At 65.6% G+C, this 14,961-nt stretch carries 10 protein-coding genes and 5 tRNA genes; 13 read left to right on the top strand and 2 right to left on the bottom strand.

The genetic code is table 11. From position 1 onward, the window contains the following. Positions 1 to 75: 75 nt before the first annotated feature. On the bottom strand, positions 76 to 906 hold the full coding sequence (gene hpnC, locus LCHO_RS12750) for a squalene synthase HpnC (RefSeq protein ID WP_012347569.1): 831 nt from the start codon (positions 904 to 906) through the stop codon (positions 76 to 78). A 156-nt stretch (positions 907 to 1,062) separates the two neighbouring features. Here hpnC and LCHO_RS12745 point away from each other — a divergent pair, with 156 nt between their 5' ends. From LCHO_RS12745 to LCHO_RS12695, 11 genes are all read left to right on the top strand, one after another. Then, entirely contained in the window at positions 1,063 to 2,229 is a 1,167-nt protein-coding gene (locus tag LCHO_RS12745) for an efflux RND transporter periplasmic adaptor subunit (RefSeq protein ID WP_050757500.1), read from the top strand. A 31-nt stretch (positions 2,230 to 2,260) separates the two neighbouring features. Further along, positions 2,261 to 5,404, top strand: coding sequence for an efflux RND transporter permease subunit (locus LCHO_RS12740; RefSeq protein WP_012347567.1), 3,144 nt, complete (start codon positions 2,261 to 2,263; stop codon positions 5,402 to 5,404). Between the two features lie 141 nt (positions 5,405 to 5,545). Beyond that, a tRNA-Leu gene (locus tag LCHO_RS12735) sits at positions 5,546 to 5,632 on the top strand. A gap of 40 nt (positions 5,633 to 5,672) precedes the next feature. Continuing rightward, positions 5,673 to 6,980, top strand: a complete 1,308-nt coding sequence (gene tig, locus LCHO_RS12730) for a trigger factor (protein WP_012347566.1) — start codon at positions 5,673 to 5,675, stop codon at positions 6,978 to 6,980. Between the two features lie 170 nt (positions 6,981 to 7,150). After that, positions 7,151 to 7,759 carry an ATP-dependent Clp endopeptidase proteolytic subunit ClpP gene (gene clpP / locus LCHO_RS12725; RefSeq protein ID WP_012347565.1) on the top strand — a complete coding sequence of 203 codons (609 nt, stop codon included), beginning with the start codon at positions 7,151 to 7,153 and terminating at the stop codon, positions 7,757 to 7,759. Positions 7,760 to 7,797: 38 nt separating this feature from the next. Further along, on the top strand, positions 7,798 to 9,072 hold the full coding sequence (gene clpX, locus LCHO_RS12720) for an ATP-dependent Clp protease ATP-binding subunit ClpX (RefSeq protein WP_012347564.1): 1,275 nt from the start codon (positions 7,798 to 7,800) through the stop codon (positions 9,070 to 9,072). Positions 9,073 to 9,190: 118 nt separating this feature from the next. Next, entirely contained in the window at positions 9,191 to 11,608 is a 2,418-nt protein-coding gene (gene lon, locus LCHO_RS12715; protein ID WP_012347563.1) for an endopeptidase La, read from the top strand. 104 nt (positions 11,609 to 11,712) lie between these two features. Continuing rightward, positions 11,713 to 11,788, top strand: a tRNA-Gly gene (locus LCHO_RS12710). A gap of 54 nt (positions 11,789 to 11,842) precedes the next feature. Further along, a tRNA-Cys gene (locus LCHO_RS12705) sits at positions 11,843 to 11,916 on the top strand. A gap of 47 nt (positions 11,917 to 11,963) precedes the next feature. Next, positions 11,964 to 12,039: transfer RNA gene (locus LCHO_RS12700), tRNA-Gly, on the top strand. A gap of 92 nt (positions 12,040 to 12,131) precedes the next feature. Then, positions 12,132 to 12,220 (top strand) — tRNA-Leu (locus tag LCHO_RS12695). 51 nt (positions 12,221 to 12,271) lie between these two features. Here LCHO_RS12695 and murI read toward each other — a convergent pair. Next, positions 12,272 to 13,090, bottom strand: coding sequence for a glutamate racemase (gene murI, locus LCHO_RS12690; protein WP_012347562.1), 819 nt, complete (start codon positions 13,088 to 13,090; stop codon positions 12,272 to 12,274). Between the two features lie 189 nt (positions 13,091 to 13,279). Between murI and LCHO_RS12685 the strand changes: the two genes are divergently transcribed. Both LCHO_RS12685 and LCHO_RS12680 read left to right on the top strand, forming a co-directional pair. Continuing rightward, complete coding sequence (locus LCHO_RS12685; protein ID WP_012347561.1) at positions 13,280 to 14,029, top strand: electron transfer flavoprotein subunit beta/FixA family protein; 750 nt, start codon at positions 13,280 to 13,282, stop codon at positions 14,027 to 14,029. 2 nt (positions 14,030 to 14,031) lie between these two features. Then, positions 14,032 to 14,958 (top strand): electron transfer flavoprotein subunit alpha/FixB family protein, encoded by a 927-nt coding sequence (locus LCHO_RS12680; RefSeq protein ID WP_012347560.1) that lies wholly within the window; start codon positions 14,032 to 14,034, stop codon positions 14,956 to 14,958. Positions 14,959 to 14,961 lie beyond the last annotated feature (3 nt).

Below are 14,961 nucleotides of genomic sequence, written 5' to 3'. Positions count from 1 at the left end.
CGATTGTCGATGCATCGGCCCTGCGTCCGGCTTGCGGGCGCGCGGCCCTGCGAGCCGCGCAGTCCGCCTCTGCGTTCACATGTTGATGGCGCGCCACAGCAGGCGCGGGCCGTTCCACGCGTGCAGCTTCGGGCGTTGCGTGAACACGCCACCTTGCAGCGCCTCGACCTTGTCGAGGATGCGCAGCCCGCCTTGCACCACCAGCCGCAGCTCCCAGCCGAGCCGGCCGGGCAGGTGGTGAACCAGGTCGGCGCCGTCGGTCATCATGGCGCGCGTCCAGGCTGCGAGCTCGGCCACCAGCGGGGCGCACCGGCGCGCATCGGCGCGCGCGCTGGCGCTGGCGAGCAGGGCCTGTGCGTCCAGGCCGTGGCGCTCGCAGTCTGCCAGCGGCAGGTAGAGCCGCCCGCGCGGCAGGTCGACGCTGACGTCCTGCCAGAAGTTGATCAGCTGCAGCGCCGTGCAGATGGCGTCCGACTGGCGCAGCGCGCCGGCCTCGTGCACGCCGTACAGGTGCAGCAGCAGCCGGCCGATCGGGTTGGCCGAGCAGCGGCAATACGCCAGCAGCGAATCGCGGTCGGCATGGCGGGGCTGGTGCAGGTCGAGCTCGAAGGCGTCGAGCAGGTCTTCCAGCAGTTGCAGCGGCAGGGCGTGTTGCGCCAGCGTGGCGGCCAGTGGCGTGAAGACACCGGCCCAGCGGCCCGAACCGCGCCGGTCGCCGGCGGCGGCGTGCAGGTCGCTGCGGTATTGCGCCAGGTCGGCCAGACGCTGCTCGACGGGCACATCGCCCTCGTCGGCCAGGTCGTCTGCCGTGCGGGCGTACCAGTAGATCGAGGTCACCGCCGGGCGCAGGGCCGGCGGGCACAGGATCGACGCGACGGGGAAGTTTTCGTAGTGGTCGACGCTCATGGCGCCGCACCGAGGGTGGCAACAGGCATGGCCGATTATCACGACGCGCCCGCTGTCGGCCGACCCTGCGCCGGGATGGACGGGCGTTTGACAAGGCTCGGATCGGGCTCGTACATTACTGACCGGTCAGTCAGTAACTCAATGGTCTGGTGCCTCATGCGCTCACGTTCCCTCGCTCTTCTGCCGTCGCTGCTCGTCGTGGTCCTGCTTGCCGCCTGCTCGAAACCCGAGCCGGCACCCGAGCCGGTGCGGGCCGTGCGCACCCGGGTGGTCGACGGCCAGACGGCGGTCGGCACGCTCGAATACGCGGCCGAGGTGAAGGCGCGCACCGAGTCGCGGCTGAGTTTCCGGGTCGGCGGCAAGCTGCTGGCGCGGCCGGTCGAGCTGGGCCAGTCGGTGCGGCGCGGGCAGTTGCTGGGCCAGCTCGATGTCACCGATCTCGGACTCGGCGCCGAGGCGGCGCAGGCCGCTCTGCGCGCCGCCCAGGTCAATCTGGATCAGGCGACGGCCGACCTCAAGCGCTTCGAGGAATTGAAGGCGCAGGGTTTCATCAGCGCCGCCGATCTGGAGCGGCGCGCGTCGACCCAGAAGGCGGCCCAGGCGACCTTCGAGCAGGCCCGCGCGCAGGCCGGCGTGCAGGGCAACCAGGCGCAGTACAGCCGGCTGGTGGCCGACGTGGCGGGGGTGGTCACGGCGGTCGAGGCCGAGCCGGGCGCGGTGCTGTCGTCGGGCACGCCGGTGCTCAAGCTGGCGCACGACGGCCCGCGCGACGTGGTGTTCCAGGTGCCCGAGGACCGCATCGCGGTGGTGCGCGCGTTGCTGGGCAAGGCCGGCGCGCTGCAGGTGGAGTTGTGGGGCAGCAGCGCCGGCAGCGCGCCGCTGGCCGCGACGGTGCGCGAGGTGTCGGCCGCGGCCGATCCGGTCGGGCGCACCTTCCAGGTCAAGGCCGATCTGGGCCGTGCCGAGGTGCGGCTGGGCCAGACCGCCACCGTGCGCCTGCAAGGCGCGCCGCGCCAGGACGTGCAGCGCCTGCCGCTGGCGGCGGTCAGCGAGGCGGGCGGCCGCAGCGTGGTCTGGCTGCTCGATGCGGCCACGATGACGGTGCGCCAGCAGCCGATCGAGGTGGCGGGCGCCGAGGGTACGCAGGTGCTGGTGGCGCAGGGGCTGGCCGCGGGTCAGGAGGTGGTGGTGGCCGGCGTGCATGTGCTGACGCCGGGCCAGAAGGTCACGCGTTATGTCGAGCCGGTGCGCGGCAATGGGCCTGCGGTGGCTCCCGCGGCATCGCCAGCCGTGGTGCCGGTGGCCTCGGCCGCGTCGCGCTGAGCCGGCGTTCGTCTAGCTGCAAGGTCACGCCATGAAGGTTCACAGCCACGACAACGCCCGCCGTTCGGGCTTCAACATCTCGCGCTGGGCGCTCGAGCACCCGGCGCTGACGCGCTACCTGCTGATCGTGCTGACGCTGCTGGGCATCGTCGCCTACTTCCAGCTCGGCCAGGATGAGGACCCGCCGTTCACCTTCCGGGCGATGGTGGTGCAGGCGCGCTGGCCGGGCGCGACCGCGCAGCAGATGGCCGAGCAGGTGACCGACAAGATCGAGAAGGTGCTGCAGGAGGCGCCGTACCCGGACATCATCCGCAGCTACACCAAGCCGGGCGAGTCGGTCACGATCATCCAGATCAAGGACAACTCGCCGCCGGCCGAGGTCGAGCAGGTCTGGTACCAGGTGCGCAAGAAGATCGGCGACATGCGCTCAAGCCTGCCGCAGGGCGTGATCGGGCCGTTCTTCAACGACGAGTTCGGCGACGTGTTCGGCACCATCTATGCGCTGTCGGCCGATGGTTTTTCGGCCGAGGAGCTGCGCGAGTTCTCCGACCGGGTGCGCTCGCAGTTGCTGCAGGTGCCGTCGGTGGCCAAGGTGGCGGTGTTCGGCGCGCAGAGCGAGAAGATCTTCATCGAGATCCCCGGCAAGCGGCTGGCGCAGCTGGGCCTGGACCTGAACCAGGTGATCGCGCAGATCGGCGCGCAGAACGCGGTGGAGGGCGCCGGCCAGCTCAACGCCGGCAGCCAGAACCTGCAGTTGCGGGTGGGCGGCCAGTTCAACTCGGTGGAAGAGCTCGCGCGCATGCCGCTGCGCGCGGTCAACCCCGCCACCGGCGCGGCCAGCAACCTGAAGCTCGGTGACATCGCCACGCTGCGCCGCGGTTATGCCGATCCGCCCGAGGTCAAGGTGCGCCACCAGGGCCGCGAGGTCATCGCGCTGGGCATCTCGATGGCCAAGGGCGGCGACATCATCGCGCTGGGCAAGGAGCTGCGCGCGCGTGCCGATCTGATCCGCGCCGAGCTGCCGGCCGGCATCGAGCTGAGCCAGATCCAGAACCAGCCCGACGCCGTGTCGCGTTCGGTGGGCGAGTTCGTCAAGGTGCTGATCGAGGCGGTGGCGGTGGTGCTGGCGGTGAGCTTCATCAGCCTGGGGCTGCACACCAAACCGCTGCGCATCGACATCTGGCCCGGCATGGTGGTGGGCATCACGATTCCGGTGGTGCTGTCGATCACCTTCGTCACGATGTACTACTGGGGCGTCGGGCTGCACAAGATCTCGCTGGGCTCGCTGATCATCGCGCTCGGGCTGCTGGTCGACGACGCCATCATCGCGGTCGAGATGATGGTGCGCAAACTCGAAGAGGGCCACGACAAGCTCTACGCCGCCACCTACGCCTACGACTCGACCGCGATGCCGATGCTCACCGGCACGCTGATCACCGCCGCGGGTTTCCTGCCGATCGGCCTGGCGCAGTCGACGGTGGGCGAGTACACCTTCGCGATCTTTGCCGTGACGTCGGCGGCGCTGCTGATCTCGTGGGTGGTGTCGGTGTATTTCGTGCCGTACCTGGGCGCGCGTTTCCTGCGGGTCAAGCCGCACGCCGACGCCGGCGAGTTGCACGACCTGTTCGACACGCCGTTCTACAACCGCTTCCGGCGCCTGGTCGGCTGGTGCGTGCAGCACCGCTGGATCACGATCGGGCTGACGATCGGCGTCTTCGTGCTCGGCCTGGCCGGCATGGGCCGGGTCCAGCAGCAGTTCTTCCCGGATTCGAGCCGGCACGAGATCCTGGTCGACCTGTGGCTGCCCGAAGGCTCGACGATCGAGGAGAGCGACGCGCTGGCGCAGCGCTTCGGCGCACGTTTGCAGCAGGAGGCCGGGGTCGAGAGTGTCACGACCTGGGTCGGCACCGGCGTGCCGCGGTTCTATCTGCCGCTGGACCAGATCTTTCCGCAGAGCAACGTCAGCCAGTCGATCGTGCTGCCGAAAAACCTGGCCGAGCGCGAGGCCTTGCGCAAGCGCCTGCCGGCGCTGCTGGCGAGCGAGTTCCCGGAGGTGCGCGGGCGCGTCAAGCTGCTGCCCAACGGGCCGCCGGTGCCGTATCCGGTGCAGTTCCGGGTGGTCGGACCGGAGGTCGCGCAGGTGCGCCACTGGGCCGATCAGGCCAAGGAGATCCTGCGCACCAACCCGAGCATGCGCGGTGTCAACGACAACTGGAACGAGTCGATCAAGGCGCTGCGCCTGGACATCGACCAGGCCAAGGCGCGTGCGCTGGGCATCACCAGCCAGTCGCTCGCGCAGGCCACGCGCACGCTGCTCAACGGCACGACCATCGGCCAGTACCGCGAGGGCGACAAGCTGGTCGACGTGGTGCTGCGCCAGCCGCCGGACGAGCGTGCGGCGATCACCGATCTGGCGTCGGCCTACGTGCCCACCGGCAGCGGCCGCGCGGTGCCGCTGACGCAGATCGCCCAGATCGGCTACCAGTGGGAGCCGGGCGTGATCTGGCGCGAGGGCCGCCAGTACGCCGTGACCGTGCAGGGCGACGTGGCCGAGGGTGTGCAGGGGCCGACCGTGACCGAGCAGCTCTGGCCCGAAATGCAAAAACTGCGCGAACGCATGCCGCCGGGTTATTCGATCCAGATCGCCGGCGCGGTCGAGGAGAGCGCCAAGGGCCAGGGCTCGATCGCCGCGGGCGTGCCGATCATGCTTTTCATCATCTTCACGCTGCTGATGCTGCAGTTGCAGAGCTTCTCGCGCTCGTTGCTGGTGTTCCTGACCGGCCCGATGGGCATCGCCGGCGTGGCCGCGGCGCTGCTGCTGCTGAACCGGCCGTTCGGCTTCGTGGCGCTGCTGGGCGTGATCGCGCTGATGGGCATGATCATGCGCAACTCGGTGATCCTGATCGACCAGATCGAGACCGACCGCAACCGTGGCGTGCCGACCTGGGACGCGGTGGTGGAGTCGGCGGTGCGGCGTTTCCGGCCGATCGTGCTGACGGCGGCGGCGGCGGTGCTGGCGATGATCCCGCTGTCGCGCAGCGTGTTCTGGGGGCCGATGGCGGTGGCCATCATGGGCGGGCTGATCGTCGCCACGGCGCTCACGCTGCTGGCGCTGCCGGCGATGTATGCGGCATGGTTTCGGGTCCGTCGCGAACACCCTGTCGCAGCCGGCTAGAATATCGGGTTCACGGATCGCCAGGGGTTGCTCGATAGAACCACCCCCGGCGCCTTGCCGCCGACCCGCCTGCCGCTTTGCGCGCCGTCGGGCGCAGGGGCAGGGCTCAAGCGGCTCACGCCGGGCGACCCCCAGGACACCGCGCGGGTGGCGAAATTGGTAGACGCACCAGGTTTAGGTCCTGACGCCTTCACGGGCGTGCCGGTTCGAGTCCGGCCCCGCGCACCAGGCACACCGAACGATCACGCAACCGAAAGAGCACCAAGACATGGCTGTTACCGTGGAGACCCTCGACAAGCTCGAGCGCCGCATCACCCTGACGCTGTCGGCCGATGAACTCAAGAACGAGGTCGAGTCGCGCCTGAAGAAGCTGGCCCGCACCACCAAGGCCGACGGCTTCCGCCCCGGCAAGGTGCCGATGAGCGTCGTGGCCCAGCGCTACGGCTATTCGGTGCAGTACGAGGTCATGAACGACAAGGTCGGTCAGGCCTTCGCAGCGGCCACCGGCGAGGCGCAGCTGCGCGTGGCCGGCACGCCGCGCATCACCGAGAAGGACGGCTCGGCCGACGGCCAGGTCAGTTTCGACGCCACCTTCGAGGTCTATCCCGAAGTGACGATCGGCGACCTGTCGGCGCTGGAAGTCGAGCGCGTCACGACCGAAGTCACCGACGTCGCGATCGACCGCACGCTCGACATCCTGCGCAAGCAGCGTCGCACCTTCGCCGACCGTCCGCAGGGCGAGTACGCGGTCGACGGTGACCGCGTGACGATCGACTTCGAAGGCAAGATCGACGGCGAAACCTTCCAGGGCGGCAAGGCCGAGGCCTTCCAGTTCATCCTGGGCGAGGGCCGCATGCTCGAAGCCTTCGAGAAGGCCGTGCGCGGCATGAAGACGGGCGAGTCGAAGACCTTCCCGCTGGCCTTCCCGGCCGATTACCACGGCGCTGACGTGGCCGGCAAGGAAGCCGACTTCCTGGTCACGCTGACCCGGATCGAAGCCCAGAATCTGCCTGAAGTCGACGCGGCCTTTGCCGAGTCGCTGGGCATCGCCGACGCGACTGTCGACGGCCTGCGTGCCGACATCAAGAAGAACCTCGAGCGCGAGGTCAAGTTCCGCGTCGCCGCGCGCAACAAGCAGTCGGTCATGTCCGCCCTCGAGAAGGTCGCCACCTTCGACCTGCCCAAGGCGCTGGTCGACAACGAGATGGCTCGCCTGGTCGAGAACGCCCGTGCCGATCTGAAGCAGCGCGGCATTGCCGACGCCGACAAGGCACCGATCCCGACCGAGATGTTCCAGCCGCAAGCCGAGCGCCGCGTGCGCCTGGGCCTGACGATGGCCGAGCTGGTGCGTGCCAACGCGCTGTCGGCCACGATGGAGCAGATCAAGGCCCACATCGACGAGATGGCGCAGAGCTACGAGAAGCCCGAAGAGGTCGTGCGCTGGTACTTCGGTGACCAGCAGCGCCTGTCCGAAGTCGAAGCCGTGGTGATCGAGGCCAATGTGGCCAACTTCGTTCTCGGCCAGGCTCAGGTCGTCGACAAGCAGCTGCCTTTCGACGAACTGATGGGCGCCTGATCCAGAGGGCTGCCGGCCATTCCTGGATTCGAGGGGCGCCCAGGGCGCCCCTTGTCACATCTGGGGAGTCTCCGACCGTCATCGCAGGTTTCACGCCGCCCTCATAATCGGGACGGTACGTTTCCATTGATTCCACACGGCGATTTGCATCGCTTTCAGGGCCAGCAAGAATGAGCGCAGTCGAAACTCAAAACCTGGGCATGGTGCCCATCGTCATCGAACAGTCGGGCCGCGGCGAGCGCGCCTACGACATCTACTCGCGCCTGCTGCGCGAGCGAGTGATTTTCCTGGTCGGACCGGTCAACGACCAGAGCGCCAATCTGGTGGTCGCGCAGTTGCTGTTTCTGGAAAGCGAGAATCCCGACAAGGACATCTCGTTCTACATCAACTCGCCCGGCGGCAGCGTCAGCGCCGGCATGTCGATCTACGACACGATGCAGTTCATCAAGCCGCAGGTGTCGACGCTGTGCATGGGCCTGGCGGCCAGCATGGGCGCGTTCCTGCTGGCGGCCGGCGCCAAGGGCAAGCGCTTCTCGCTGCCCAACAGCAAGATCATGATCCACCAGCCGCTGGGCGGCGCGCAGGGTCAGGCCACCGACATCGAGATCCATGCCCGCGAGATCCTGAAGACGCGCGAGCAACTCAACCGCATCCTGGCCGAGCGCACGGGGCAGTCGCTGGAAAAGATCCAGAACGACACCGAGCGCGATTACTTCATGTCCTCCGAAGAGGCGCAGACTTACGGCCTGATCGACCAGGTCATCAGCAAGCGCCCGTAAGTTCTATCATCGAATCGACTCCACCTAGGCCGCATCCCATGCCCGAGAAAAAAGGCTCCTCCGGCGAAAAGATCTTGTACTGCTCGTTCTGCGGAAAGAGCCAGCACGAGGTCAAGAAGCTGATCGCCGGCCCGTCGGTGTTCATCTGTGATGAATGCATCGAGTTGTGCAACGACATCATCCGCGACGAAGTGCCCGCGGTGGAGGCGGGTGGCAAGACCAGCCGCAGCGATCTGCCGGTGCCCAGCGAGATCAAGACACTGCTCGATCAGTACGTGATCGGTCAGGACGCTGCCAAGCGCACGCTGTCAGTGGCGGTCTACAACCACTACAAGCGCCTCAAGCACATGGCCGACAAGGGCAAGGGCGAAGAGGTCGAGCTGGCCAAGAGCAACATCCTGCTGATCGGGCCCACCGGCTCGGGCAAGACGCTGCTGGCGCAGACGCTCGCGCGCATGCTCAACGTGCCGTTCGTGATTGCCGACGCCACCACGCTGACCGAAGCCGGTTACGTGGGCGAAGACGTCGAGAACATCATCCAGAAGCTGCTGCAGAACTGCAACTACGAGGTCGAGCGGGCCCAGCGCGGCATCGTCTACATCGACGAGATCGACAAGATCAGCCGCAAGGCCGACAACCCGTCGATCACGCGCGATGTCTCCGGCGAGGGCGTGCAGCAGGCGCTGCTCAAGCTGGTCGAAGGCACGATGGCCAGCGTGCCGCCGCAGGGCGGGCGCAAGCATCCGAACCAGGACTTCCTGCAGATCGACACGACCAACATCCTGTTCATCTGCGGCGGCGCGTTCGACGGCCTGGAAAAGGTCATCGCCAACCGCTCCGAGAAATCGGGCATCGGTTTCGGAGCGACGGTCAAGAGCAAGGCCGAGCGCAGCGTCTCCGAAGTGTTCCGCCAGATCGAGCCCGAAGACCTGATCAAGTTCGGCATCATCCCTGAACTGGTCGGGCGTCTGCCCGTCATCGCCACCCTTGGCGAGCTGACCGAAGACGCGCTCGTGCAGATCCTGACCGAGCCGAAGAACGCGCTGCTCAAGCAGTATCAGCGACTGTTCGGCATGGACGGCGTCGAGCTCGAGATCCGGCCGTCCGGCCTGGCCGCGATCGCCCAGAAGGCGCTCAAGCGCAAGACCGGTGCGCGTGGCTTGCGCTCGATCGTCGAGCAGGCCTTGATGGACACCATGTTCGAGTTGCCCGCCATGGACGGCGTGGCCAAGGTGGTGGTGGACGAAAACACCATCGAAGACAACACCATGCCCCTGCTCGTCTACCGCGAGCAGGCCAAGGCCAGCGCCTGATCTTGTCGCCCTGTCCGCAGGGTCGGACAGCAGCCGGCGCCCACCTCCGGGTGCCGCGTCGGCCGCTCTTGCATTTCATGGCTGTGCTCTCACATGGAGCGCAGAAAGAGAGGTTCTGATGTCAGGTCACCCTATCCTCCCCGCGGATCCGATCACCCTGCCACTGTTGCCGTTGCGCGATGTGGTGGTGTTCCCGCACATGGTGATCCCGCTTTTCGTGGGACGCCCGAAGTCGATCAAGGCGCTCGAAGCTGCGATGGAAGCCGGCCGGCAGATCATGCTGGTGGCCCAGAAGGCTGCCGGCAAGGACGAGCCCAAGCCGGAAGACATGTTCGAGACCGGTTGCGTCTCGAGCATCTTGCAGATGCTCAAGCTGCCCGACGGCACCGTGAAGGTGCTGGTCGAAGGTCTGCAACGCGCCAACACACGCAGCATCGATGACAGCGGCGAGTTCTTCACCGCCGAACTGGTGCCCGTGCCGCTGCCCGATCAGGCCTCGCCCGAGATCGAGGCGCTGCGACGCGCGGTCACGCAGCAGTTTGACCAGTACGTCAAGCTGAACAAGAAGATCCCGCCGGAGATCCTCACCTCGATCGCCGGGATCGACGATGCAGGCCGTCTGGCCGACACCATCGCCGCCCATCTGCCGCTCAAGCTCGAGAGCAAGCAGGCCATCCTCGACATGGTGGCGATCTCCGGTCGGCTGGAAAAGCTGCTGGAGCTGCTTGAGCACGAGGTCGACATCCTGCAGGTCGAAAAGCGCATCCGTGGTCGCGTCAAGCGCCAGATGGAAAAGAGCCAGCGCGAGTACTACCTCAACGAGCAGGTCAAGGCGATCCAGAAGGAACTGGGCGAAGGTGAAGAGGGCGCCGATCTCGATGAACTCGAGAAGAAGATCATCGCGGCCCGGATGTCCCGCGAAGCGCGCAAGAAAGCCGAGAACGAGCTCAAGAAGCTCAAGCTGATGTCGCCCATGTCGGCCGAAGCGACGGTGGTGCGCAACTACATCGACACGCTGATCAACCTGCCCTGGGCCAAGAAGAGCAAGGTCAAGCACGATCTGCCCAACGCCGAGAACGTGCTCAACGAAGACCACTTCGGTCTCGACAAGGTCAAGGAACGCATCCTCGAATACCTTGCGGTGCAGCAGCGCGTCGACAAGGTCAAGGCGCCGATCCTGTGCCTGGTCGGCCCTCCGGGTGTCGGCAAGACCTCGCTCGGTCAGTCGGTGGCGCGTGCGACCGGACGCAAGTTCGTGCGCATGGCGCTCGGTGGTGTGCGTGACGAGGCCGAGATCCGTGGCCACCGCCGCACCTACATCGGCTCGATGCCGGGCAAGGTGCTGCAGAGCCTGAGCAAGGTCGGCGTGCGCAACCCGCTGTTCCTGCTCGACGAGATCGACAAGCTGGGCATGGATTTCAGGGGCGATCCGTCGTCGGCGCTGCTGGAAGTGCTCGACCCCGAGCAGAACCACACCTTTGCCGACCACTACGTCGAGGTCGACTTCGACCTGTCCGACGTGATGTTCGTGGCGACCTCCAATTCGCTGAACATCCCGCCGGCGCTGCTCGACCGCATGGAGGTGATCCGTCTTTCGGGCTACACCGAAGACGAGAAGGTTTCGATCGCCCAACGTTACCTGTTGCCCAAGCAGCTCAAGAACAACGGCGTCGCCGAAACCGAACTCGAAGTCACCGAGAGCGCGGTGAGGGCGATCATCCGCTACTACACGCGTGAAGCCGGCGTGCGTTCGCTCGAGCGAGAGATCTCCAAGATCTGCCGCAAGGTGGTCAAGGGGTTGACGCTCAAGAAGTACGTGGGCCTCGTGCAGGTGACGGCAGAAAATCTCAACGATTACCTCGGGGTACGCAAGTACAGCTTCGGCCAGGCCGAGAAGCAGAACCAGGTCGGTCAGGTCAATGGCCTGGCGTGGACCGAGGTGGGTGGTGATCTGCTCACCATCGAGGCGACCGTGATGTCTGGCAAGGGCACCATCATCCGCACCGGCTCGCTCGGTGACGTGATGAAGGAGTCGGTCGAAGCCGCACGCACCGTGGTCCGCAGTCGTGCAGCACGCCTGGGCATCAAGGACGAGATGTTCGAGAAGCGCGACATCCACATCCACGTGCCCGATGGCGCAACGCCCAAGGACGGCCCGAGTGCGGGAGCCGCGATGACCACCGCGTTCGTATCGGCGTTGACGGGCATTCCGGTGCGCGCTGACGTCGCCATGACGGGTGAGATCACCCTGCGTGGTGAAGTCACCGAAATCGGCGGACTGAAGGAGAAACTGCTGGCCGCTCACCGCGGGGGCATCAAGACGGTCTTGATCCCCGAGGAAAACGCCAAGGATCTCCAGGAGATTCCCGAGAACGTGAAAAGTCAGCTTGAGATCATTCCGGTCAAGTGGATCGACAAGGTGCTCGAGATCGCCTTGACGTCCAAACCTCAGCCTTTGCCGGAAGAGGAGGCGAAGGTCGAAGCGCCGAAGACGCCGGATGCCGCGCCGGTCGTCGTTGACGCGACCAAGCATTGATGAATTTTCATCTTGGCCTCTTGCGAGGTCAGGATGCTTGGTCTATACTTTCGTTCTGCATTTGTTGCGGCTCTTGAAGTTGATGCTTTGGCTTCAAGGGTAATGCGGGATTAGCTCAGTTGGTAGAGCGATACCTTGCCAAGGTATAGGTCGAGAGTTCGAGTCTCTTATCCCGCTCCAGTTCGCAGAAGAGGAAGTTCAAATAGCTTCCTTTTTTGTTGGTTGGAAACTCATGGCGCGGTAGCAAAGCGGTTATGCAGCGGATTGCAAATCCGTTTAGGGTGGTTCGACTCCACTCCGCGCCTCCAGTGTGTCAGGCTGAGCACTGATTGCAGATTGTTCGATTTTTGAGAATGCGGGATTAGCTCAGTTGGTAGAGCGATACCTTGCCAAGGTATAGGTCGAGAGTTCGAGTCTCTTATCCCGCTCCAGATTCAAGAAGCCGTCGGAAACGACGGCTTTTTTGTTGTCAGTGACTGTTGCCGGCGTGAACAGGCGACTGTTACGCACATAATTCACCGTGGCCTGGGTGGTGGAACTGGTAGACACAGCGGACTTAAAATCCGCCGATTGGAAACGATCGTACGGGTTCGATTCCCGTCCTGGGCACCAGCACAGTGGCGAATCCGGCCCTGGATTCCGGATGAAACCGTTGCAGTCCATTCACGGCAGGGTGTCGACGGTGCACGGAAACGTCAACCACCGCTCGGCCACGTTGGCCAGCAGAAGTCGGTCCCCAGTCGTCCACATGCGGGTGACGGGTCGATCGTCCTGATTGAGATCATCGTCAGGCGCGGCCTGTGCCAAGCTCAACGCAAGGGTGCGCCGCGCGACAGCATCCGCCGTGTCGATCAGCACGACGTCCGGGCCGAGTGCCGCAGCGATCTGATTCGCCACGAACGGGTAGTGCGTGCACCCGAGCACGACGGTGTCGACTTGATGCTCGCGCAGTGGAGCGCAGCAGGTCTGCACGCGTTCGGTGACTGCGGGTGATGTCAGTGCCCCGGATTCGATGGCGGCCGCCAAGCCTGGGCAGGCTTGAAGAAACAGTTCGACATGCGCCGCGTGGGCTTGGGCCAGGAGTTTGAATCGATCGCTGCGCAAGGTGCCTTCGGTGGCGAGGACGCCGATTCGTCCATTTCGCGTCATGGCCGCTGCGGGTTTGATGCCGGGTTCGACGCCGACGATTGCCCAATCACGATGGTGCATCCGCAGTGCCTGCACCGCCGCGGCCGTCGCTGTGTTGCAGGCCACGACCAGTACCTGTGCGCCTTGATCCCGCAGGAATGCCGCAATGCGCAGAGATCGTTCTTCGACGTAGGCCACAGACCGCTCGCCATAGGGTGCATGTCCCGAGTCGGCGACGTACATCAGCGTGGCCGAGGGCAGCAACTCGTGGATTGCGCGCAACACCGAGAGCCCGCCAAGTCCTGAGTCGAAAACCCCGATGCGCACGCGATGCTGCAGAGGTGAGGTGGGCATGGTCGGATGGCAGGTCTGCGAATCGGCGAGGCAGTCTATCAGTGCCGTTCCGAGGGTTGCGGCGAACCCGGGCACAGATCGTCATTGAAATAGTACGATCGTGCTTTTATGATTCGGCGCTCGGCCTGGATCCCTTGCCGACCCATAGAATCCGAGACCCACTATTTTTCGTCCTCTGGAGAACGTCGCATGAAGGCACTGGTCCCCGTCAAACGGGTGGTCGACTACAACGTCAAGGTTCGCGTCAAGAGCGACGGCACGGGCGTGGACATCGCCAACGTCAAGATGAGCATGAACCCGTTCGACGAGATCGCGATCGAAGAGGCGGTGCGTCTGCGTGAGAAGGGTGTGTTGACTGAAGTGATCGCCGTGTCCTGCGGCGCGGCGCAGTGCCAGGAAACGCTGCGCACCGCGATGGCGATCGGCGCCGATCGGGCCATCCTGGTCGAGACCGCCGAAGAACTGCAGCCGCTGGCGGTGGCCAAGCTGCTCAAGGCGCTGGTCGACCGCGAACAACCGGGCCTGATCCTCCTCGGCAAGCAGGCCATCGACGACGACAACAACCAGACCGGCCAGATGCTCGCCGCGCTCGCCGATCTGCCGCAGGCCACGTTCGCATCGAAGGTCGACGTCATCGACGGCCGGGCCCGCGTCACGCGTGAAATCGACGGTGGCCTGGAGACGATTTCTCTGAGCCTGCCCGCGGTCATCACCACCGACCTGCGCCTGAACGAGCCGCGTTACGTCACGCTGCCCAACATCATGAAGGCCAAGAAGAAGCCGCTGGAGACGATCAAGCCGGCCGATCTGGGTGTCGACGTGAGCCCACGGCTGAAGACGCTCAAAGTGTCTGAACCGCCCAAGCGCGGCGCAGGCATCAAGGTGCCCGATGTCGCGACCCTCGTGGCCAAACTGAAGAATGAAGCCAAGGTGATCTGAACATGACCATCCTCGTCATTGCCGAACACGAACACGGCACTCTCAAAGGTGCGACGCTCAACACCGTCACGGCCGCTGCCCAACTGGGCGAGGTGCACGTGCTGGTCGCGGGTACCGATTGCGCCGCCGCGGCACAGGCTGCGAGCCAGATCGCCGGTGTCGCCAAGGTGCTGCACGCCGATGGTGCGAGCCTCGGTGAACAGCTGGCCGAGAACATCACCGCGCAAGTGATTTCGATCGCCGCCGGCTACAGCCACATCCTGTTCGCCGCCACGGCACACGGCAAGAACGTCGCCCCGCGTGTCGCGGCCAAGCTCGACGTGGCGCAGATCAGCGAGATCACCCAGGTGATCAGCGCCGACACCTACGAGCGCCCGATCTACGCCGGCAACGCCGTGGCCACGGTGCAGAGCAGCGACAAGACCCAGGTCATCACCGTGCGCACCACCGGCTTCGACGCCGCGGCCCTGGGCGGCAATGCAACGATCGAAACCATCGCGGCCGTCGCCGACAGCGGCAAGAGCGCCTTCATCGGCAGCGAGATCGCCAAGAGCGACCGGCCCGAGCTGACCGCCGCCAAGATCATCGTCAGCGGCGGCCGCGCGATGGGCAGCAGCGACAAGTTCAACGAGGTGCTGACACCGCTGGCCGACAAGCTCGGCGCCGCGCTCGGTGCCAGCCGTGCCGCCGTCGACGCGGGCTACGCCCCGAACGACTGGCAGGTCGGCCAGACCGGCAAGATCGTCGCACCGCAGCTCTACATCGCCGCCGGTATCTCGGGCGCGATCCAGCACCTGGCGGGCATGAAGGACAGCAAGGTGATCGTGGCGATCAACAAGGACGCCGAGGCGCCGATCTTCAGCGTGGCGGACTACGGGCTGGAGGCGGATCTGTTCGTGGCGGTGCCGGAGCTGGTCCAGGCGCTCTGATCC

Source organism: Leptothrix cholodnii SP-6 (genome assembly GCF_000019785.1).
Lineage (GTDB): Bacteria > Pseudomonadota > Gammaproteobacteria > Burkholderiales > Burkholderiaceae_C > Sphaerotilus > Sphaerotilus cholodnii.
Note: the sequence above shows the minus strand (reverse complement) of the source record. Positions and strands in the feature narration are given on the sequence as shown.